Here is a 16,060-nt window from a genome sequence, read left to right as displayed (position 1 = left end):
CAATCCACATATTTTTGCTGTTTATCCACGAGTCTACAATCCTCGACGCCGTTCGACTCTATTTGCAGTGACTTTAATCAAACGCTTATTCATTAGACAAATGAAAAAGGTTCGGAATTATCCCGAACCTTTTTTCTAATTTAAAATAAAAATGCCAACTAATGAGTAAACAATTACCGTTGAAAACAAAATCGTCATATGAATTAGAGAATAGATGAAGAGAAGCTTCGCCCATTTCTCTGAATCCTTATTTTTCTTGTAGCCATAGATGCTCAACACGAGCCATCCAACATTCATAAGAAGTGCCACTAACGTTAAGCCTAAGCTTAACGGTAAGAACAAAAAGCTCGTTAAGCTCAATAACACAAGATAGATGTTGGTTTGGGTATATGTTCGTTTTACCCCTTTTACAACCGGAAGCATCGGTATTCTAGCTGCCTTATACTCATCATGACGGCGGATCGCGATCGCATAGAAGTGAGGCATCTGCCAGATAACCTGGATGATGAAGAGTGCTGCAATCGCAGGGTGTGCAAGTGTCCCAGTCATGGCTGCCCAACCGATAAGGGGAGGCATCGCACCAGAAATACTACCTACTTCCGTGTTATAGATCGTTCTTCGTTTCGTCCACATCGTATAAGGAACGACATAAAAGAAAAGACCTAGGAAACCTAATAATGCCGCAAGCGGTGTGGTGAAGGCAAGAGCAATTATACCAAGCACAGCCATTATACTAGCGAGCGTAATAGCGAATTTCGTATCGATCTCACCTGTTACGGTTGGTCGATTCTTTGTTCTTTCCATGATCGCATCAATATCACGATCATATACATTATTAAACGTACCAGCAGCACCAATCACTAATATTGTACCAATCAATGCGTATAAAACATCGAGTAACTTAGTGCCAGGATCGATATCGTACGTATATAATGCCAGCGTAAGTCCGGCAAACATAGGAACGAGGTTAGATTTGATGATTCCCGTTTTAACTGTTTGTGACAGGATCGCTGACCTTTTTTGTTTTTCTACTTTTAACGTTTTTTCCATACTATAAGACACCATCTTCACAATAATTCTCTCTCTATATTATCCATATAGTGTAACCTTAAATCCACTTCTATTAAAGCACTAAATGAATTCCCAGTTCAAATAATAGAACACCTTAATACACTTTACTCAACGGTTTTGTGAACGTTCTGTGAGGTTTATGTGATAGAAATGTGATACAAACGCTTACGTAGCTTATGGTCACTCGAATTTTGCCCTTTGCTTTTTGTTACCGATATAAATAAAACGAAGTGCAATTAACATTAAGAGGATAGCGAGCAATCTCTCCCAAGTAAATGGGACGGATAGTCCTCCAAAAAATCCAAAATGATCAATAACCATACCAGCAGAAAGCTGACCAATAACCGTTGCGATGTTAGTAGCGATGACTCCAATGCGTGGCACAGCCACCACTGTTAAAAACAAGTAACCCACTCCGAACCAAACGGCTGCCAGCTGCCACTTAGGCGCTTCAAAGACCTTTAATATGTTACCTTCACCAAAGAAAAGAATAAGAATGGCTAATAGGAGCGCACCTGAGAAGAAGGTTAAAAACGCAGCTTCATACGTACCTGATTTTCTGCTAAATGCTCCGTTAATAGAAGATTGAGCACTAAGGAGCACACCACCAATGACTGATCCAAGAAGTATTAATATGTTCATGTTGTTATCCCTTCTTTCTTAAAAAATGAGCAGCAGTGAGATTGTCATGAGGGTTACTGCTATAAGTTTTTCTTTATTAATAGAAGCTGCTGAACTTCCCAACCAGCCTTTGTGCTCTATAAGCATACTCATAGCCATTTGACCGATGATGACAGAAATCATGGCAATTCCTACGCCAACAATCGGTATAGCAATGATTAAGATGGTTAGATAGATGGTCCCTAGAACTCCTCCAGAAAGTTCCCATTTAGGAGCTTGAAACGTATAAGAGAGTGAACCCTTACCTAAAAATAGAACCACGATTCCTAAAATAATGGCACCAACAAAAAAGTTATAAAAGGTGCTTTCTAATTTTCCAATCGTTTTTCCAAGTTCTCCATAGATCGCTCCTTCAACACTTAGCGAAACACCAGCAAGTAAGGCTAAAAGATAAGTCCAAATTTTCATAAACAAAACTCCTTCATATTTACATATTTAAAATTATCGATATAAAAACAAAAAAAGAAGAACACCTATAATTCTTCTTTTAGATAGGTAGCTAACTTTTGTATGTTTTTTTCGTTTCTGCGATAGTACGTCCATTTGCCATGACGCTCTGATTCAAGCAAACCTGCTTTCTGCATCATCGATAAATATTGGGATACAGTAGATTGCGAAAGATTCGCTTTTTCCTGTATATCTCCTACACAGATACCGCCTTTCTCATTAATCGTTTTAGATAGATGAGCAGTAGGTTTATCAAAGTGTTGCTGTGGATCTTTGAGCCATTTCAGAATATCGAGGCGAATGTCGTTGGAAAGCGCCTTAAATACATCGATAGGATTGTTCATGAATAACACTCTAATCGGTTTTTCTCGATATGTCAATTTGTAAACACTAGTGACAATTGGAAAAAAATGAAACAAATCAGCTTTATAAATCGTAACATTAAGTAGAAAAAAGTGGGAGGGAAGTAAAGATGGAATCTATTTTATCAATTCTGGTCCTCGTAACATTGATATTCTCTATTACATATGTCATACGTCAAAGGCGAAACCAGGGAATTACAGGTTTGAGATCAGCTTTAACATCGATCTGTTTTTTCTTAATCGCGGTAGTGAATCTTTTAGCTTATTGGTTTGATTTACTTGGGATATGGAGTTGGGGGGCATCGGTAATTCTTTTACTGTTGGGTGCTTACTTTACTAAATACTTGCAAATTATTGAATCGTAAATATTTTGTATATTCGAATCCTTTCAACACTTTTTAAATTTAAGGGAACAGGATAATAATTTTATTAACCTAGTATAATCATTTGAATATTTGATCTACATCGTAACTTTTTTAGCTTTTAATTGTTTCTTTAATTGTTTTGGTAAAGGAACATACATCATGTTTGTTTTCATGAAGACATACTTGTGGAAGAACTTTACCGATAAGTAAGCAAAGAATAAACAAAAAAATGAAAAAATAGTTAGAGGATATGCGATGGTTAGTATAGGATAACTTCTAGCTAAATACGCGTAAATTATATAACCAATGCCAAAAAGAGTCATTATGAAGTAATCTCTTTTAGGATTTAGTTTTTCTTCTCCAAAATTACTATGTATGTTCGAGAATTTTTTGACTTGGTACCAAATCTGTTGTTTAACAAATAAGGAAAAAATCAATAAACATATAATGAAGAAAAGAGGGGAAGAGAATTTAAAAATAAGATAGTAAAATTTTTGGACAACCACGAAATTACATAATGAACCAACAACACCTAGGCATGCTGTATAAAGTATGGGTTCAAGTATCATGTTTTCCGTATTTCTAAGTAATATCGTAAGTGACCAAACATTAATGATTACGACCAGCGGAATGGTAATCCAAAAGGTGGACTGGTGAGGTGCCAGAACTATAAAAATGAGGGAGATTATATCCAACAGAATAAAAGTAAAAGCAAATATGCTATGTTTGACATGATGCATTACATTTAAATGCGTCTTATAACGCTCAGGTAACTTTCGATATTTAATAGAACGGTCTATTTTCAATTTTACTTTCTCCCATCCCAAGAATTCACCTGAAAAAATTTTAATTATTCTGCATATTTCTAGTTTACCAGTTGGTTATTAGTTTTATCAATTTAGAATGTAAATGAAAGGAGCCTGATTAATGAGAAAGCACATGGGCGTCGCTTCAATAGTAATTCTATTAACCACATTACTTGTTTTACAATTCGTCATTGAAAACCAATTAAGCGAGATTGGTTTTATCATTTTATCAGTAGGGGTGCTATTAGCATTTATAACCGCTTTAATTAGTACGAAAGGATTCTGGCGTTCGACAGCTTTCAGCGGAATCGGCCTATTCTTTATTATCTTTATTTTTGGCATCTTATCATTCATAGGAGTGATATAAGTCTTTTTTTATATCGTATAATAAGATATAATCTTAAATAACGATGTAAAAAGAGGTGCTTATTATGCGTAGTTCATCAAAATTAAATCAATATTGGACAGACTTATACTTTCATTTGCACTATCCACATGGTGAGAAAATTACTCATCAGATGGTACGGGTTCTACAGTTAATTGATAAAAAAGATAGAGTAGTTGTAAATGATGTAGCGAATTATCTTGATATCTCTCACAATACGGCTTCTGAGCATGTGAAGCGGATGATTCATAAGAATTACATAGAAAAGAAACGCGATTTGGAGGATGAACGAAAAGTTATTCTTCGGTTAACGGATATTGGAAAAAAGGTACTTCATGAGAATACGAGTCTAGATGAAGATAAGTTGAATCATATCTTCAGTCAAATGGACGAAGTTGAAATAGAGTTAATCACGAAAGCCTTTAAACTGCTAAGTGAGCGGTCAAAATCATGTATGTAATTATGAAAATCCTAATTTCTGCAGGAGTTATTGCAGCAGTTACCGAAATTGCTAAAAGGTTTCCTAGTTTTGGCGGAATCGTGGCTGCTCTTCCACTTGTAAGTTTATTAAGCATTATCTGGCTTTATGTACAAGGAGAGCCAACCAAAACGTTAAGCAAATTTGCTCTTGGCGTTTTATGGGGATTTCCAGCAACTGCCGTTCTATTAGCGATTGTTTATATTTCTTTAAAGCACTCCTTCTCATTAATCACCTGCTTAGGTTTAGGTATAAGCGGTTGGTTAGGATGTATTTTGCTTCAAGAGGTAGCTGTGAAATTCATAAAAACAATAATCTGAATACCAGACATTTATTTTCGTAAAGAGGTGAAAGTATGCAAAATACAAGTCTCCCCACTAGATTAGGAAAACCCGCTGAAAGAGCTTTGACATCCGCAGGCATATCTTCAATCGAGCAACTAACAGATTGGAGGGAATCAGATCTTAAGAAATTACACGGAATAGGTCCGAAAGCGATGGGACAGCTTCTAGCAGCACTGCAAGAAAGAGGACTGTCTTTCAAGAAATAACACACTGTTTTATATATAAAGGAGAACGCTTACATGTTACAGACTACACTTGAAAAAGCAACAGTTAACGATGCAGAACAATTAACAGCAATTATGAAAAAAACGTTTGATTTTGAAGCAGAAAAATGGCTTTCGAATCGAGACATCATTGATTACAATATCCAGCCGCCTGGATACACATCCATTGAAATGACCAAATATATGATTAGAGAGTTAGAATATTTTAAAGTAATGTACGATGGTCTACTTGTTGGAGGAATCATAGCCACAATCTCAGGAAAGTCATACGGCAGGATTGATAGGATTTTTATTGATCCAGAACATCAAGGTAACGGGATTGGATCTACAGTTATCAATTTGATAGAAAAAGAATTTCCGTTTGTAAGAGCTTGGGATCTTGAGACGTCTAGCAGACAGCTTAATAACCATCACTTTTATAAAAAGTTGGGTTATGTTGTGACCTTTGAAGGTGAAGAAGAGTATTGTTTTGTAAAACATATTAAGCAATCGTTGCAACCTGATAGTTTGTTGACGAATCAAAATTTATCTTATCAGCAATTTGAAAACTCTGATTTAAGTCACTCTGAATATTATCAAGTTACGATGGAAGGCAGTTCGGTGAGTAATAGTAATGTGAGTCATATACATATGAGCAATTGCAATTTAAGTCATTCTAAGTTTCAAAATATTAACTATAGAAAAACGATGTTTGCAGATTTAAATTTATCAGATAGTGAATTCATTTATGTAACGTTAAGTGGTGTGCAATTTACAGATACGAATCTTGGTGACATAGCGAAACCTCTTGTATTTAATAGGTGCGATCTTACTGGTTCAAAACTAATAAATTGTGACCTTAAACATGTTGAGATTGAAAAAAGTGATACTAGTGGTATGAAAATTGATAACATTCCTGTTGAAGAATTGCTTCAATTGTACTATCAAACTAGTAAAAACTAATACCCTTCTTTAAAAGACGATAGGAGATGAAGAAATGATACAGCAACTTAACGGTCAAGAAATTGAAATTAGAGGCAAAAAATTATATGTAGAACGTTACGGTGATGTTGATAAACCAGCCATCCTTTATCTTCATGGTGGTCCTGGGGAAGGGTGTCACGATTTTTCCTTCCATCAAGCTGAAAGATTAGGGAAGCACTTCAATCTTGTTTTAATAGACCAAAGAGGAGTTTGTCGTTCGGAAAACATCGAGAAAGATGAACCCTTCGGATTTCAAGATTTGATTGATGACTGTGAAGCTCTTAGAGAATATTTACATATACAAAAGTGGTCACTCATAGGTCATTCATTTGGCGGCTTTTTAGCACTAGCTTATGTTAGACAGCATCCTGATTCTATCGAAAAAGTGATTTTCGAGGGACCAACTTTTGATTTTGAACTAACATCTCAAAGTCTTATTAAAAAGACTGCGCATTTATTAAAAAAGTACGGCAAACATGAACTATACGAGAAAGGATTGTTGCTAGCTGAGGGGAAACATCCGATACGCGAACTAACAGAAGAATATATGAAGTTGAGTGATGAGTTAGGTGAGAATCGTATGGAGATCTACCGCCATAATCATGATAATCCAACTGATTATTACTCCTTTTATTCTGAGGAAGAATGGGACGAATTCTATGACCGTTCAGAGTACCATTACAATTTGTTAAGAGAAGAAGGCAAGATTTTTGATTCCTTGCTGGATGACATTAAATATGTTAAGAATCCAATGTTATTACTTGTTGGAAAATATGATGCTTGTACGTGTGAAAAACATTTTGAGGTGTTCGAGCGAGATGCTATTAACGGAGAAATCTTTATCTTTGAAGAAAGTGGTCACACTCCTCATTACGAGGAATCAGAGAAGTTTAAGCAAGTTGTCATAGAATATCTGCAGTCTTAGTAAAAGGAAGACCATGTTTTTTATGTGGTCTTCCTTTTTCAATTTTATCTTATACACAACTCTTTTGTTTTTTATAAGTTTTCAATGATGTTTTGTGGAAGATGTAATTTTAATTCTTCTTGTGTTACCCACATATAGGCAGAATGTTCTTCTGATAGCTGAACTTCGTAAGTGTCAGCTTGACATAAATAGGTTAGTAATACTACTTTTCGAGAGGGTTTAGTATAAAAAGTCGCTGCATAAAGAATGTGATCCACTGAAACGACAAGTCGTGTCTCTTCATTTATTTCACGAATTAATGCCTGCTCGATCCCCTCTTCAAACTCTATCTTTCCACCAGGACATTCCCAAGTACCGGCCCCAATTTCGTCTTCATCTGAACGTTTTACAATTAAATATTGACCTTGGTACAGAATTAATCCTTTTACCACAACATGTATTTCATTTACCACGTTCATATTTTCTCCCCACAGTATATAGAATTATTTTCCTTTTTATAGTAGCATAGGATAAACAATTTTTAATCGTTAGAGGTGAAGCAATGAAACTTGTATTATTATTTGGTCCGCAGGCGGTTGGGAAGATGACTGTAGGACATGAGTTAGAGAAGGTCACAAAGTTAAAGCTCTTCCATAACCACATGACGATCGATCTTGTTACGCCATTTTTTGAATATGGTTCTGAGGATGGGCGTAGACTGGTGCACTTATTTCGTTCAGAGATCTTTCAGGCATTTGCGAAGAGCGATCAATATGGAATGATTTTTACATATGTTTGGGCGTTCAATTATAAGGAAGATTGGGAGTTTGTTGAAAGTATTTGTCAGGTATTTGAAAAGGAGGGAGCAGAGATCTATTTTGTAGAACTTGAATCTGAATTAGAGACAAGGCTCCAGAGAAACATTACTCCCCATAGGCTGGACCATAAACCTTCTAAAAGAAATATTAAGTGGTCGGAAAATGACATAAAGACATCGATGGAAATGTACCGCATGAACTCTAATGAGGGAGAGATAAAAAGAGAAAATTATCTTCGAATCAACAATGAAAATCTAAATCCAGATGAAGTAGCTGCTCAAATTAAACATACATTTAACTTATAAAAAAGGACCACGTAGGTCCTTTTTTGATGCTTATAAGTGAAAATCTGGTGCTTTGTCTGCCACAAGGTTTAATAGGATGCCGTGTTCCAAATAAGCTTTTAGCCCACACAATACCATTGTATATCCTCCCATTGCATCGATGGCGTGGTTTAGTACCTCATCAGCATTTCCTGTAAACCCAGCATTCGTGATGTTAACCATAGTTTCATTATTGTTGCGAGAAGTAAATGACCACTCCACTGTTGTTCCATTGGAGGATTGAATCAAGATGCGTTTATTTGTTTCTAATTCTTTAACTAAAATCTCGTCAGAAACTCCGTACATTTCCCATTCCCACAATACTTTTTTTCCTTCTGATAGTCTTCCACTGCTTTTAGTGAACCAGAATTTTGTAGTGATGTCAGGCTCAATAAAAGCTTCAAATACGATGTTAACCGGCTTCCTAATAAGCATTTCTGTGCTTACGAGAGGATTCGTGTTAATAGACTTATTCATATTTTCTCCTTTTCTTTGTACGTTTCTGTAAGTTATATATTTCATTTTATTATAGAGGGATTATTCACTAGGAACAACGCTTCTATAGAATTATTTACAATGTTTAACAACAATAATAAAGATGCTATATGTATTTTTTTTGAAATTAGGTGGAAAAATCATCACCATTGTTATATAGTGTGTATATAGATATAAACACTATAACAGTTACTTGAAGGTGGATGATAAAAATGAACCGCTGGCAACAGGCATTCTGGCTCTCAAAATTTGAATTAACTCATTCAAAGAAAAGTATCTTTACTTTACTGTTTCTATTAGTACCCTATTCATTTTTCTTAACGGTTTCAATTTCTTCATACTTAGAAGAACACTTTATGCTGTATGATATATTCTTTTTGCTTACCTTTGGGGTTGCAGCGATATGGGCTAAACCGAAAGAATATCAATACCAAAAACTCTCTGACAATTTATGGGCACAGCCGTTTACCGTCTTTCTAAACCAGCTTCCAATTCCAAGAGAAATTGTGGTAAAAAGCCGCTTTCTTATTTATTTTATCTACTCAGTTCCGTTTCATTTAGTGGTTTTAATAATCATGTATAGCCTTGCTCCTGAATTGCGCCAAACTTTGGCACCAATGGAGTTTATAGCATTTTCTCTCATCTGGCTTAGCTTTGGGATTTGTTATGGAAGTGTTTATCCGGCAAGTGATTCCGGAGATAAAGTCACGAATGTAAAGATGGTCTTCTATGCAGTTGTTTTATTGGGAAGTTTCACATTATTATTATTCGCTGTTCCTTATCTCTCGAGTCACGGATTGGTTGGACTTACTATTTTAATCGCTAGTAAATGGCCGATCGTTACATCTGTTGTTTCCATTTTTGCAGCCTGTGCGAGTGTTGCATTTTGGATGAGATATATGAAGAATCACATGAATAAATTGGATTATTTTCAGTAAAGAAGGGAGGAAGCATCTATATGGAACTTCCTATAAAGCTCTCCAGAGATTCCAGGGTTCCCATCTACCATCAGATAGAAGGACAAATTAAAGCACTCATTGTTAGTGGTAAGTTACCAGCAGGTTCACCTCTTCCTTCCATTCGAGCACTTTCAAAAGATTTAGAGATCAGTGTTATAACTACTCGGCGGGCTTATCAAGATTTAGAGTACGGTGGCTTTATCAAAACAACGCAAGGGAAGGGAACTTTCGTTGCTGAAGTGGAGGTAAAAAAGATGGAGAAGTTAGCAGTATCATCTGTATCTGAAGCGATTGAAAAAGGTGTAGAGACCGCTCTTCGACACAATTACTCAGTTGATGAAATTCGATCTGTGTTTGAAGAAGTACTAGCAAGACTTAAAGATAACGATCGAGGTGGTAGTGAATGAAGCTTTGTACACAAATTGAAAGAGTAGAGAAAACAGTAGATGATTTCACAGTTGGCCCAATAGATCTAGATATTGAACTCGGTACGATTTCGGCACTAATTGGTAACAACGGTGCAGGGAAAAGCACACTCATCAAAATGATGATGAATCTTGTGAAACCGGACAACGGTCAACTGTTGCATTTTGGAGCTAGTGTAAAGTCCAGTGATCAGTGGAAACAGGAGGTTGCCTATCAACCACAATCTGTTCTAGGTTGTGACTTGTTAACTGGAAAACAACTAAGAGATTTGATGGCACCTTGGTATGCGAACTGGGATCAAGAAATGTTTATGAATCTTGTAAAGACTTTTGAAATTGATCTTAATAAACGTTTTGGAAAAATGTCTAAAGGCATGCAGCAAAAACTTAACATTGTTTTAGCTCTCTCTAAGAACACAAAACTTTTAATCTTAGATGAACCTACAGCTAATATGGATATTCCTTCAAAACAAAAGTTAATGGACATTCTTGTAGATTGGATGGAGAGAGACGAGAGAGCGATCGTTATCGCTACCCACCAAGTAGAAGATATTAAGAAATTAGCAGATTATATCGTGATCATGAACGATGGCAAAGTAATAGGTAAATACGAAAAAGAAGAACTAGTGTATCGATACAAGCGTTATTGGTTTGAAAATGGGTTAGGGATTGAAAAAATTCCTGGTGAGATCGACCGTTTGAACGATCGTCTGCTCATTTCTAATGATGTAGAACAAACAGACACATTCTTGAAGAAAAATGAAATAAAAATTATACAATCAGAGGTTTTAGAAGTAGAAGAAATTATTACTTACATGCTAATGGGGAGGTAAAAGATGATGAATGAGCGCATCTTGAAAGTAGAGCGATTAGGAAAATCGTTTAAAGATAAGAGGATTATTTCGAATATCTCTTTTGAAGTACATCGTGGTGAGATCATGGGGATTCTTGGACCGAATGGAGCCGGGAAATCCACAACAATTCGTAACATTATGGGCATTATGTATCCAGATGAAGGATCCATTCATTTTCATGGGAGTTCTGAAATTCCTCGTCATAAAATAGGCTATCTACCTGAAGAGAGAGGTTTGTATAAAAACGTAAACGTGATGGATATCTTGCTTTATTTTGCTGAACTTAAAGACTATCCACAAAAGAAAGCGAAGAAACGTGCTTTGGAGTATTTAGAGAAATTCGGACTTGCTGGTAAAGAGAACACAAAGGTTGAAGAACTGTCAAAAGGGATGGGGCAAAAAGTTCAATTGATCGCAGCGATTATTCACGAACCAGAACTGCTTATTCTAGATGAACCATTTTCAGGTCTTGATCCTGTAAGCCAAGAGGTATTTAAAGAAGAAATTAAAGAACTTGCAGCCAATGGCACAGCAATTCTCCTTTCTTCTCATCAGATGAACATGGTGGAAGAATTATGTGATCGATTATTTATGATCCATCGAGGCAAAAAAGTGATTTATGGTGCCATGGAAGATGTAAAGAGAGAATACGCAAACTTTAAATGTACGATTATAGGTGACAACCCTGAAGAACTGTTGCGTAATATCCCATCTGTTCACCGCGTTGAGAGTAAAGAGGATCGAACGATTCTTTATTTAGAGCAAGATGTTCACATTCCAACCTGGCTTAGAGAGTTGCCAATAGAATTGAATGTATATGAATTAATAATCGATCGTGTATCTTTGCATGAGATTTTTATTGATATCGCTTCTGATAAAAACATGATTGTGAAAGAAGGTGTGAAGTATGCGTAACAGCTGGAAAGTTGCAAAGTGGGAACTTAAGCGGAACATGAAAAATAAATCTTTTATCATATCACTTCTCTTGACACCGCTTCTATTTATCGTGTTCGCTAGTTTTCCGACACTCCTTGAAAAGCTGGAAGGAGAACCTGATTCAGAGACCGTAACCGTTTATGTGAATGATGAACTGAACCTTTTTGATGAAGTTAATGGTTTGGTCAAATCCCAAGATTTATCTTGGAAGATGGAAGAATTAACAGATGATTCAAAAAAGATACTTAAAAAGATAGAATCATCCGAAAACCAAGCTTATGTGGCATTGACAGATAATGCGGTAAAAACAGGAGAAGTGAAGGTTTTCACAAGCAATGAAATGCCTGACACCTTTTCAAGTGAAGTGCAGTTTCTACAAGAGCCACTGCGTCAGGTGAAATTTGATCAGCTTAACCTTTCTCCAGAAGTCGTTCAATCGATAACAAAAGGAATAGAGATCAAGTCAGAAGAAGCTTCAACACAAACTGGTTCAGGTTCTCTGAATCCGTCAGATAAAAAGAGTGCGGATGACAGCTCAATGGAACGGATAATCCCAGGTGCATTTGCTGGTATCGTACTTTTTTCAATCGTTATGACAGGTATGATGATCTTCCAGAGTGCCTCTCAAGAAAAGAAGGAAAAGGTAGCTGAGATTGTATTATCCTCCGTAACACCTGGAGACTTAATGCAAGGGAAAATCATCGGTTATTTCATATTAGGACTTGTTCAAGTAGGAACTTGGCTATTACTCGTTGTTCCGATTGCAGCATGGAGATATGAGCTACCAGTCATGGAATATCTTTTTGTACCGGAACTATTGCTTTTGCTAGCGATCTCTATAGCAGGTTACTTAATGTTTGCTGCTATTTTCGTTGGTATTGGTGCAACGGTTGAAGATATGACAGCTACAAGCAATTTTCAAGGAATCGTCATGATGTTGCCGTTTCTTCCGCTCATATTCATAGGCCCAATATTGGCAAACCCGAGCGGCATCATCGCTCAAGTTGCCACATATTTCCCACTTACATCTCCAAGCATCCTTATCCTTCGTCTTTCCTTATTGGATGAATGGCCGTGGGTTGAGATCATTATTGCCTTGATTATCTTGTTAGCTAGTATTTGGCTGTTGATGAAACTAGCTGGTAAGGTGTTTAAGACAGGGATTTTACTTTATGGAAAAAATGCAACTCCAAGTGAAATCTGGAAGTGGCTGCGTTACTAGATAAATACTATAAAGAAAACTCCTCTTCTGATTGTTTTAGTAACAAGAAGGGGAGTTTTTATTAGACTTCTTATTCATCTTCCCAGTTAAGTGGAGGCTTGTTTAATTGTGGCTTGTATGCCAATTCTTTTGACGCAGCCACTATGAACTCTTTTCTAAAGAAGAAGCTTCTGTGGTAAACGATTTTGTTATTTTCGACTTCTTGGTATTGAATATCGTGTACAAGCTGACCTTGATCAGACTCAGCCAATACGACAATGACATGTTTACCCCATAGCTCACATTCAATAGCATGATGACCTGGTAAGCCGTATGCTAGTGATCCATTTATGATTTCATCCTTATTTACTTCTAAAAACCCTAATGATGCTTCGTAATGAGCTTGATCACTTATGAGTGAAAGCATCCCTTCAAGATCACCATGATTAAATGCTTTTAAATAGGCTTGTATCGTCTTTGATTTTTGAGGTGAATTTTCAAGCTTCGGTTTAATCGAATGATCTCTATTGGTTCGTATTTTATATTTCATTCTTCTCACTGAGGCATAAACAGCGCCAGGCGTTGTTCTTACCATACTCGCAACTTCATCTGCTTGGAAGCGAAAGATCTCCAAAAGAAGAAACACAGCAGTTTGTCGTGGAGAAAAAAGGTCATCTAATTTTTGAAGAGCTTCTTCTAACTCCAGACTGTCCGAAAATTCTTCATAGGCTTCATATTCTTCATGTAGTTCTCCAAGCGTACGTTTTTCTTTACGACATTGGTCGATCCAAGTGTTGGTTGCGATGCGAAATACATAGGATTTTAAGTTTGTTGGATGCCATCTTGTAAATAATCCTCCTAGTACTTTGAGCAGCGTTTCTTGATATAAATCCTCACCATCCCAAGGTGAACCTGTAAGGTATCTGCAATAGTTCCATAGTGCATCACTGAAATCTTGGATTTCTTCGTCAAATTTTTGGCGTAATTCATTGGATTGCCCGTGAAGTGTTTTCGTTGATTGAGACATGTTATAACTCCCTTCTTAATTGCCGTTCACTATGTACAACGATTATCCTACTGAGAATTATACGCTTTTTTGGAAGTTTTTTTAAAAAAGTTAGAAATGAAGTGTGTTATTGTTAAGTTGGATAATAATTACAATTACATAAAGTGAAGGAGTAATCAAGATGCAAAGTGTACTAACAACATTAAAGACCGTTGAATCAGAACAAGTAGGTATCATCATCTATTCAACGAAACACCAAGAAGTTGTGTGTTCATTTAATCCTGACCTAATCGTTCCACTAGCTTCAGCTGCAAAAGTGGTTATTGGATATTGTATAACAAATTGGGTGGAGAGAGGATTGTTTCATTGGAGTGACTTAATTGAGGATTTTCAACTCGATAAAGACGAGAACAGCGCCGTTTTATTTCCACATATTCAAGGTAGAACTTCTCTGTCCTTAGGAGATCTTGTTGAAGTGATGATCGCTTGTCATGATAGTAAAGCTGCAGATAATATTGTGCAGTTTTGTGGAGGGTGGGAAAAGGTAAATACAGAGATAAATAGTTCTTACAAACACATAAATCTTTCTTCAAATCCTCGGGATGTTGAAAATAAAGGGAGAATTAGTGAAGTGCTTTCTGTATTAAAAGCTATTTTTGAAGGGTATCACCGTCATCCGCAATTATGGTTACCTGTTATGAATGGTCTAGTTCGACCTCAAGATCACTTTGAAGGGATTCCAAACCATATGTTGAATCATATGAGCGGGGGTTTTGAAAGCTTAGTGGTGGATATAGGGATTTTAGGAGAGTTTCATCAACATCCCTTGCTCTATGTTTTAGGAGCCAATAATCTTCCGAATCGTTATACAAACACCTTATCTGATGAAAGAATAGTAGAGTCCATGAAGTTGATGTACAACGAATACAACATACAAAGAAAAAAAGATGACATAAGGAGAGAGGGGAATGAGTTACAAACTTCCTGATTTATTTATTAAACAAATTATAGGTGTACATGGAGAAAAAGCAAGTGAATGGTTGAGTACTTTTGAAGACTTACTCTCTTATTGCGAGAAGAACTATGATCTTCACATCCAACAACCTTTCAATCTTTCGTACAATTTCGTCGCACCCGCTATAAGAAGTGATGGAAGTGAAATGGTTTTGAAAGTTGTGATTGATCAGAAAGAATATGAAACGGAGCTAAGCGCACTTCAGCTTCTGTCTGGCGAGAATACAGTTAAATTGTTAGCGTATGAGAAGGAACGAGGTCTGATGCTTCTTGAACGTATACAACCAGGCCATACATTGGCAGAAATAGAAGATGATGATGAGGCTACTGTAATTGCTGCTAAAGTGATAAAGAAGTTAATGGTTCCTGCTCCAGCCAAATCTAACCTTCCGACTGTACTTGAACGTGAGAATAGCCTAAAACGAATCTATCAAAAATACGATGATTATCAACTGGTCTCAAAATCCACCATCGAACAAGCTCTATCCATTTTTAGAGAATTAAATCGTTCTATAGAGGAGCCTTATATCCTTCATGCCGATCTACATCATTACAATATACTAGCAAATGGAGACGGTTCTTGGACTGCGATTGATCCGAAGGGTTTGATCGGAGACCGTGAATATGAGGTTGTTCAATATTTGCTGAATAAATTACCTGAACATGGAGTGGAAGAGATATCAGAAAAACGAATTGGTATTTTTGTAGATGTACTGAATTTGAATAAAGATAGAGTTTTGTTAAGAGCCTACTCACATGCTGTTTTAGCTACTTGTTGGACGATTGAAGATGGACATGTGCAAGAAAGCTTTTTAAATACCATTCAAGTCTTCAAAAACTTAGTGAAGAAATACATACAAAAAGACGCACTTCTCTAAATTGAGAAGTGCGTCTTTTTAAACCATACAGCCTTCATAGAAAACCTCCTCATACATCTTATATTCATTATTTGTACTAAATTGGTAAGTTTAAAATTTCAGAAGGAATAATGAGACTTAT

The 16,060-nt window shown here is 36.3% G+C and carries 21 protein-coding genes; 14 read left to right on the top strand and 7 right to left on the bottom strand.

Annotated features, from left to right (window positions below):
- Positions 1-135: 135 nt before the first annotated feature.
- From cyoE to ABE65_RS10680, 4 genes are all read right to left on the bottom strand, one after another.
- Positions 136-1,050, bottom strand: a complete 915-nt coding sequence (gene cyoE, locus ABE65_RS10695; RefSeq protein WP_066394577.1) for a heme o synthase — start codon at positions 1,048-1,050, stop codon at positions 136-138.
- Positions 1,051-1,251: 201 nt separating this feature from the next.
- Positions 1,252-1,713 carry a DMT family transporter gene (locus tag ABE65_RS10690; protein WP_066394576.1) on the bottom strand — a complete coding sequence of 154 codons (462 nt, stop codon included), beginning with the start codon at positions 1,711-1,713 and terminating at the stop codon, positions 1,252-1,254.
- Positions 1,714-1,731: 18 nt separating this feature from the next.
- Positions 1,732-2,160 (bottom strand): DMT family transporter, encoded by a 429-nt coding sequence (locus tag ABE65_RS10685; RefSeq protein ID WP_066394573.1) that lies wholly within the window; start codon positions 2,158-2,160, stop codon positions 1,732-1,734.
- 65 nt (positions 2,161-2,225) lie between these two features.
- On the bottom strand, positions 2,226-2,543 hold the full coding sequence (locus tag ABE65_RS10680) for an ArsR/SmtB family transcription factor (RefSeq protein ID WP_066394570.1): 318 nt from the start codon (positions 2,541-2,543) through the stop codon (positions 2,226-2,228).
- Between the two features lie 1,310 nt (positions 2,544-3,853).
- Here ABE65_RS10680 and ABE65_RS10665 point away from each other — a divergent pair.
- The 6 genes from ABE65_RS10665 to ABE65_RS10640 all read left to right on the top strand — a co-directional run bounded on the left by ABE65_RS10665 (position 3,854) and on the right by ABE65_RS10640 (position 7,051).
- A complete protein-coding gene (locus ABE65_RS10665; RefSeq protein WP_066394564.1) occupies positions 3,854-4,099 on the top strand; it encodes a hypothetical protein in 246 nt (81 codons plus the stop codon).
- A gap of 64 nt (positions 4,100-4,163) precedes the next feature.
- A complete protein-coding gene (locus ABE65_RS10660) occupies positions 4,164-4,577 on the top strand; it encodes a MarR family winged helix-turn-helix transcriptional regulator (protein ID WP_066394562.1) in 414 nt (137 codons plus the stop codon).
- A complete protein-coding gene (locus ABE65_RS10655; RefSeq protein WP_066394560.1) occupies positions 4,568-4,915 on the top strand; it encodes a DUF3147 family protein in 348 nt (115 codons plus the stop codon). Before ABE65_RS10660 ends, ABE65_RS10655 begins: the two co-directional genes overlap by 10 nt.
- Before the next feature lie 35 nt (positions 4,916-4,950).
- Positions 4,951-5,145 carry a helix-hairpin-helix domain-containing protein gene (locus ABE65_RS10650; RefSeq protein ID WP_066394558.1) on the top strand — a complete coding sequence of 65 codons (195 nt, stop codon included), beginning with the start codon at positions 4,951-4,953 and terminating at the stop codon, positions 5,143-5,145.
- 33 nt (positions 5,146-5,178) lie between these two features.
- Positions 5,179-6,105: a GNAT family N-acetyltransferase gene (locus ABE65_RS10645; protein ID WP_066394553.1), complete on the top strand. Its 927-nt coding sequence runs from the start codon at positions 5,179-5,181 to the stop codon at positions 6,103-6,105.
- 34 nt (positions 6,106-6,139) lie between these two features.
- The gene (locus tag ABE65_RS10640; RefSeq protein ID WP_066394551.1) at positions 6,140-7,051 is read left to right on the top strand and encodes an alpha/beta fold hydrolase; all 912 of its coding nucleotides are present in this window, start codon (positions 6,140-6,142) and stop codon (positions 7,049-7,051) included.
- Between the two features lie 71 nt (positions 7,052-7,122).
- Here the strand turns inward: ABE65_RS10640 and ABE65_RS10635 are convergent, their stop codons facing one another.
- Positions 7,123-7,509: an NUDIX hydrolase gene (locus tag ABE65_RS10635; RefSeq protein WP_066394548.1), complete on the bottom strand. Its 387-nt coding sequence runs from the start codon at positions 7,507-7,509 to the stop codon at positions 7,123-7,125.
- Between the two features lie 83 nt (positions 7,510-7,592).
- Here ABE65_RS10635 and ABE65_RS10630 point away from each other — a divergent pair, with 83 nt between their 5' ends.
- Positions 7,593-8,153: a DEAD/DEAH box helicase family protein gene (locus ABE65_RS10630; RefSeq protein WP_066394547.1), complete on the top strand. Its 561-nt coding sequence runs from the start codon at positions 7,593-7,595 to the stop codon at positions 8,151-8,153.
- Positions 8,154-8,183: 30 nt separating this feature from the next.
- Here ABE65_RS10630 and ABE65_RS10625 read toward each other — a convergent pair whose 3' ends face one another.
- Positions 8,184-8,648, bottom strand: a complete 465-nt coding sequence (locus ABE65_RS10625) for an SRPBCC family protein (RefSeq protein WP_066394546.1) — start codon at positions 8,646-8,648, stop codon at positions 8,184-8,186.
- A 230-nt stretch (positions 8,649-8,878) separates the two neighbouring features.
- On the opposite strand from ABE65_RS10625, the gene ABE65_RS10620 reads away from it, so the two are divergent.
- Genes ABE65_RS10620 through ABE65_RS10600 form a run of 5 tightly spaced genes read left to right on the top strand, consistent with a single transcriptional unit; the run spans position 8,879 to position 13,062 of the window.
- Positions 8,879-9,604, top strand: a complete 726-nt coding sequence (locus ABE65_RS10620) for a hypothetical protein (RefSeq protein WP_066394545.1) — start codon at positions 8,879-8,881, stop codon at positions 9,602-9,604.
- 20 nt (positions 9,605-9,624) lie between these two features.
- Positions 9,625-10,032: a GntR family transcriptional regulator gene (locus tag ABE65_RS10615; RefSeq protein ID WP_066394544.1), complete on the top strand. Its 408-nt coding sequence runs from the start codon at positions 9,625-9,627 to the stop codon at positions 10,030-10,032.
- On the top strand, positions 10,029-10,883 hold the full coding sequence (locus ABE65_RS10610) for an ABC transporter ATP-binding protein (protein WP_066394543.1): 855 nt from the start codon (positions 10,029-10,031) through the stop codon (positions 10,881-10,883). The genes ABE65_RS10615 and ABE65_RS10610 overlap by 4 nt, the downstream gene beginning before the upstream one ends.
- Before the next feature lie 6 nt (positions 10,884-10,889).
- Positions 10,890-11,819, top strand: a complete 930-nt coding sequence (locus tag ABE65_RS10605; RefSeq protein ID WP_066400033.1) for an ABC transporter ATP-binding protein — start codon at positions 10,890-10,892, stop codon at positions 11,817-11,819.
- Complete coding sequence (locus ABE65_RS10600) at positions 11,812-13,062, top strand: ABC transporter permease (protein ID WP_066394540.1); 1,251 nt, start codon at positions 11,812-11,814, stop codon at positions 13,060-13,062. The genes ABE65_RS10605 and ABE65_RS10600 overlap by 8 nt, the downstream gene beginning before the upstream one ends.
- A 70-nt stretch (positions 13,063-13,132) precedes the next feature.
- Here the strand turns inward: ABE65_RS10600 and ABE65_RS10595 are convergent, their stop codons facing one another.
- On the bottom strand, positions 13,133-14,068 hold the full coding sequence (locus ABE65_RS10595) for an RNA polymerase sigma factor (RefSeq protein WP_066394538.1): 936 nt from the start codon (positions 14,066-14,068) through the stop codon (positions 13,133-13,135).
- Between the two features lie 160 nt (positions 14,069-14,228).
- On the opposite strand from ABE65_RS10595, the gene ABE65_RS10590 reads away from it, so the two are divergent.
- Both ABE65_RS10590 and ABE65_RS10585 read left to right on the top strand, forming a co-directional pair.
- Positions 14,229-15,035, top strand: a complete 807-nt coding sequence (locus tag ABE65_RS10590) for a serine hydrolase (RefSeq protein ID WP_066394535.1) — start codon at positions 14,229-14,231, stop codon at positions 15,033-15,035.
- Positions 15,016-15,939 (top strand): aminoglycoside phosphotransferase family protein, encoded by a 924-nt coding sequence (locus ABE65_RS10585; protein WP_066394529.1) that lies wholly within the window; start codon positions 15,016-15,018, stop codon positions 15,937-15,939. Before ABE65_RS10590 ends, ABE65_RS10585 begins: the two co-directional genes overlap by 20 nt.
- Positions 15,940-16,060 lie beyond the last annotated feature (121 nt).

It is taken from the genome of Fictibacillus phosphorivorans (assembly GCF_001629705.1).
GTDB classification, from domain to species: Bacteria; Bacillota; Bacilli; order Bacillales; family Fictibacillaceae; genus Fictibacillus; species Fictibacillus phosphorivorans_A.
Note: the sequence above shows the minus strand (reverse complement) of the source record. Positions and strands in the feature narration are given on the sequence as shown.

Excerpts from the sequence above, each read along its gene's own strand:
- cyoE (WP_066394577.1), bottom strand. The coding sequence starts at position 1,050 with ATGGAAAAAACGTTAAAAGTAGAAAAACAAAAAAGGTCAGCGATCCTG.
- ABE65_RS10690 (WP_066394576.1), bottom strand. The coding sequence starts at position 1,713 with ATGAACATATTAATACTTCTTGGATCAGTCATTGGTGGTGTGCTCCTT.
- ABE65_RS10685 (WP_066394573.1), bottom strand. The coding sequence starts at position 2,160 with ATGAAAATTTGGACTTATCTTTTAGCCTTACTTGCTGGTGTTTCGCTA.
- ABE65_RS10680 (WP_066394570.1), bottom strand. The coding sequence starts at position 2,543 with ATGAACAATCCTATCGATGTATTTAAGGCGCTTTCCAACGACATTCGC.
- ABE65_RS10665 (WP_066394564.1), top strand. The coding sequence starts at position 3,854 with ATGAGAAAGCACATGGGCGTCGCTTCAATAGTAATTCTATTAACCACA.
- ABE65_RS10660 (WP_066394562.1), top strand. The coding sequence starts at position 4,164 with ATGCGTAGTTCATCAAAATTAAATCAATATTGGACAGACTTATACTTT.
- ABE65_RS10655 (WP_066394560.1), top strand. The coding sequence starts at position 4,568 with ATGTATGTAATTATGAAAATCCTAATTTCTGCAGGAGTTATTGCAGCA.
- ABE65_RS10650 (WP_066394558.1), top strand. The coding sequence starts at position 4,951 with ATGCAAAATACAAGTCTCCCCACTAGATTAGGAAAACCCGCTGAAAGA.
- ABE65_RS10645 (WP_066394553.1), top strand. The coding sequence starts at position 5,179 with ATGTTACAGACTACACTTGAAAAAGCAACAGTTAACGATGCAGAACAA.
- ABE65_RS10640 (WP_066394551.1), top strand. The coding sequence starts at position 6,140 with ATGATACAGCAACTTAACGGTCAAGAAATTGAAATTAGAGGCAAAAAA.
- ABE65_RS10635 (WP_066394548.1), bottom strand. The coding sequence starts at position 7,509 with ATGAACGTGGTAAATGAAATACATGTTGTGGTAAAAGGATTAATTCTG.
- ABE65_RS10630 (WP_066394547.1), top strand. The coding sequence starts at position 7,593 with ATGAAACTTGTATTATTATTTGGTCCGCAGGCGGTTGGGAAGATGACT.
- ABE65_RS10625 (WP_066394546.1), bottom strand. The coding sequence starts at position 8,648 with ATGAATAAGTCTATTAACACGAATCCTCTCGTAAGCACAGAAATGCTT.
- ABE65_RS10620 (WP_066394545.1), top strand. The coding sequence starts at position 8,879 with ATGAACCGCTGGCAACAGGCATTCTGGCTCTCAAAATTTGAATTAACT.
- ABE65_RS10615 (WP_066394544.1), top strand. The coding sequence starts at position 9,625 with ATGGAACTTCCTATAAAGCTCTCCAGAGATTCCAGGGTTCCCATCTAC.
- ABE65_RS10610 (WP_066394543.1), top strand. The coding sequence starts at position 10,029 with ATGAAGCTTTGTACACAAATTGAAAGAGTAGAGAAAACAGTAGATGAT.
- ABE65_RS10605 (WP_066400033.1), top strand. The coding sequence starts at position 10,890 with ATGAATGAGCGCATCTTGAAAGTAGAGCGATTAGGAAAATCGTTTAAA.
- ABE65_RS10600 (WP_066394540.1), top strand. The coding sequence starts at position 11,812 with ATGCGTAACAGCTGGAAAGTTGCAAAGTGGGAACTTAAGCGGAACATG.
- ABE65_RS10595 (WP_066394538.1), bottom strand. The coding sequence starts at position 14,068 with ATGTCTCAATCAACGAAAACACTTCACGGGCAATCCAATGAATTACGC.
- ABE65_RS10590 (WP_066394535.1), top strand. The coding sequence starts at position 14,229 with ATGCAAAGTGTACTAACAACATTAAAGACCGTTGAATCAGAACAAGTA.
- ABE65_RS10585 (WP_066394529.1), top strand. The coding sequence starts at position 15,016 with ATGAGTTACAAACTTCCTGATTTATTTATTAAACAAATTATAGGTGTA.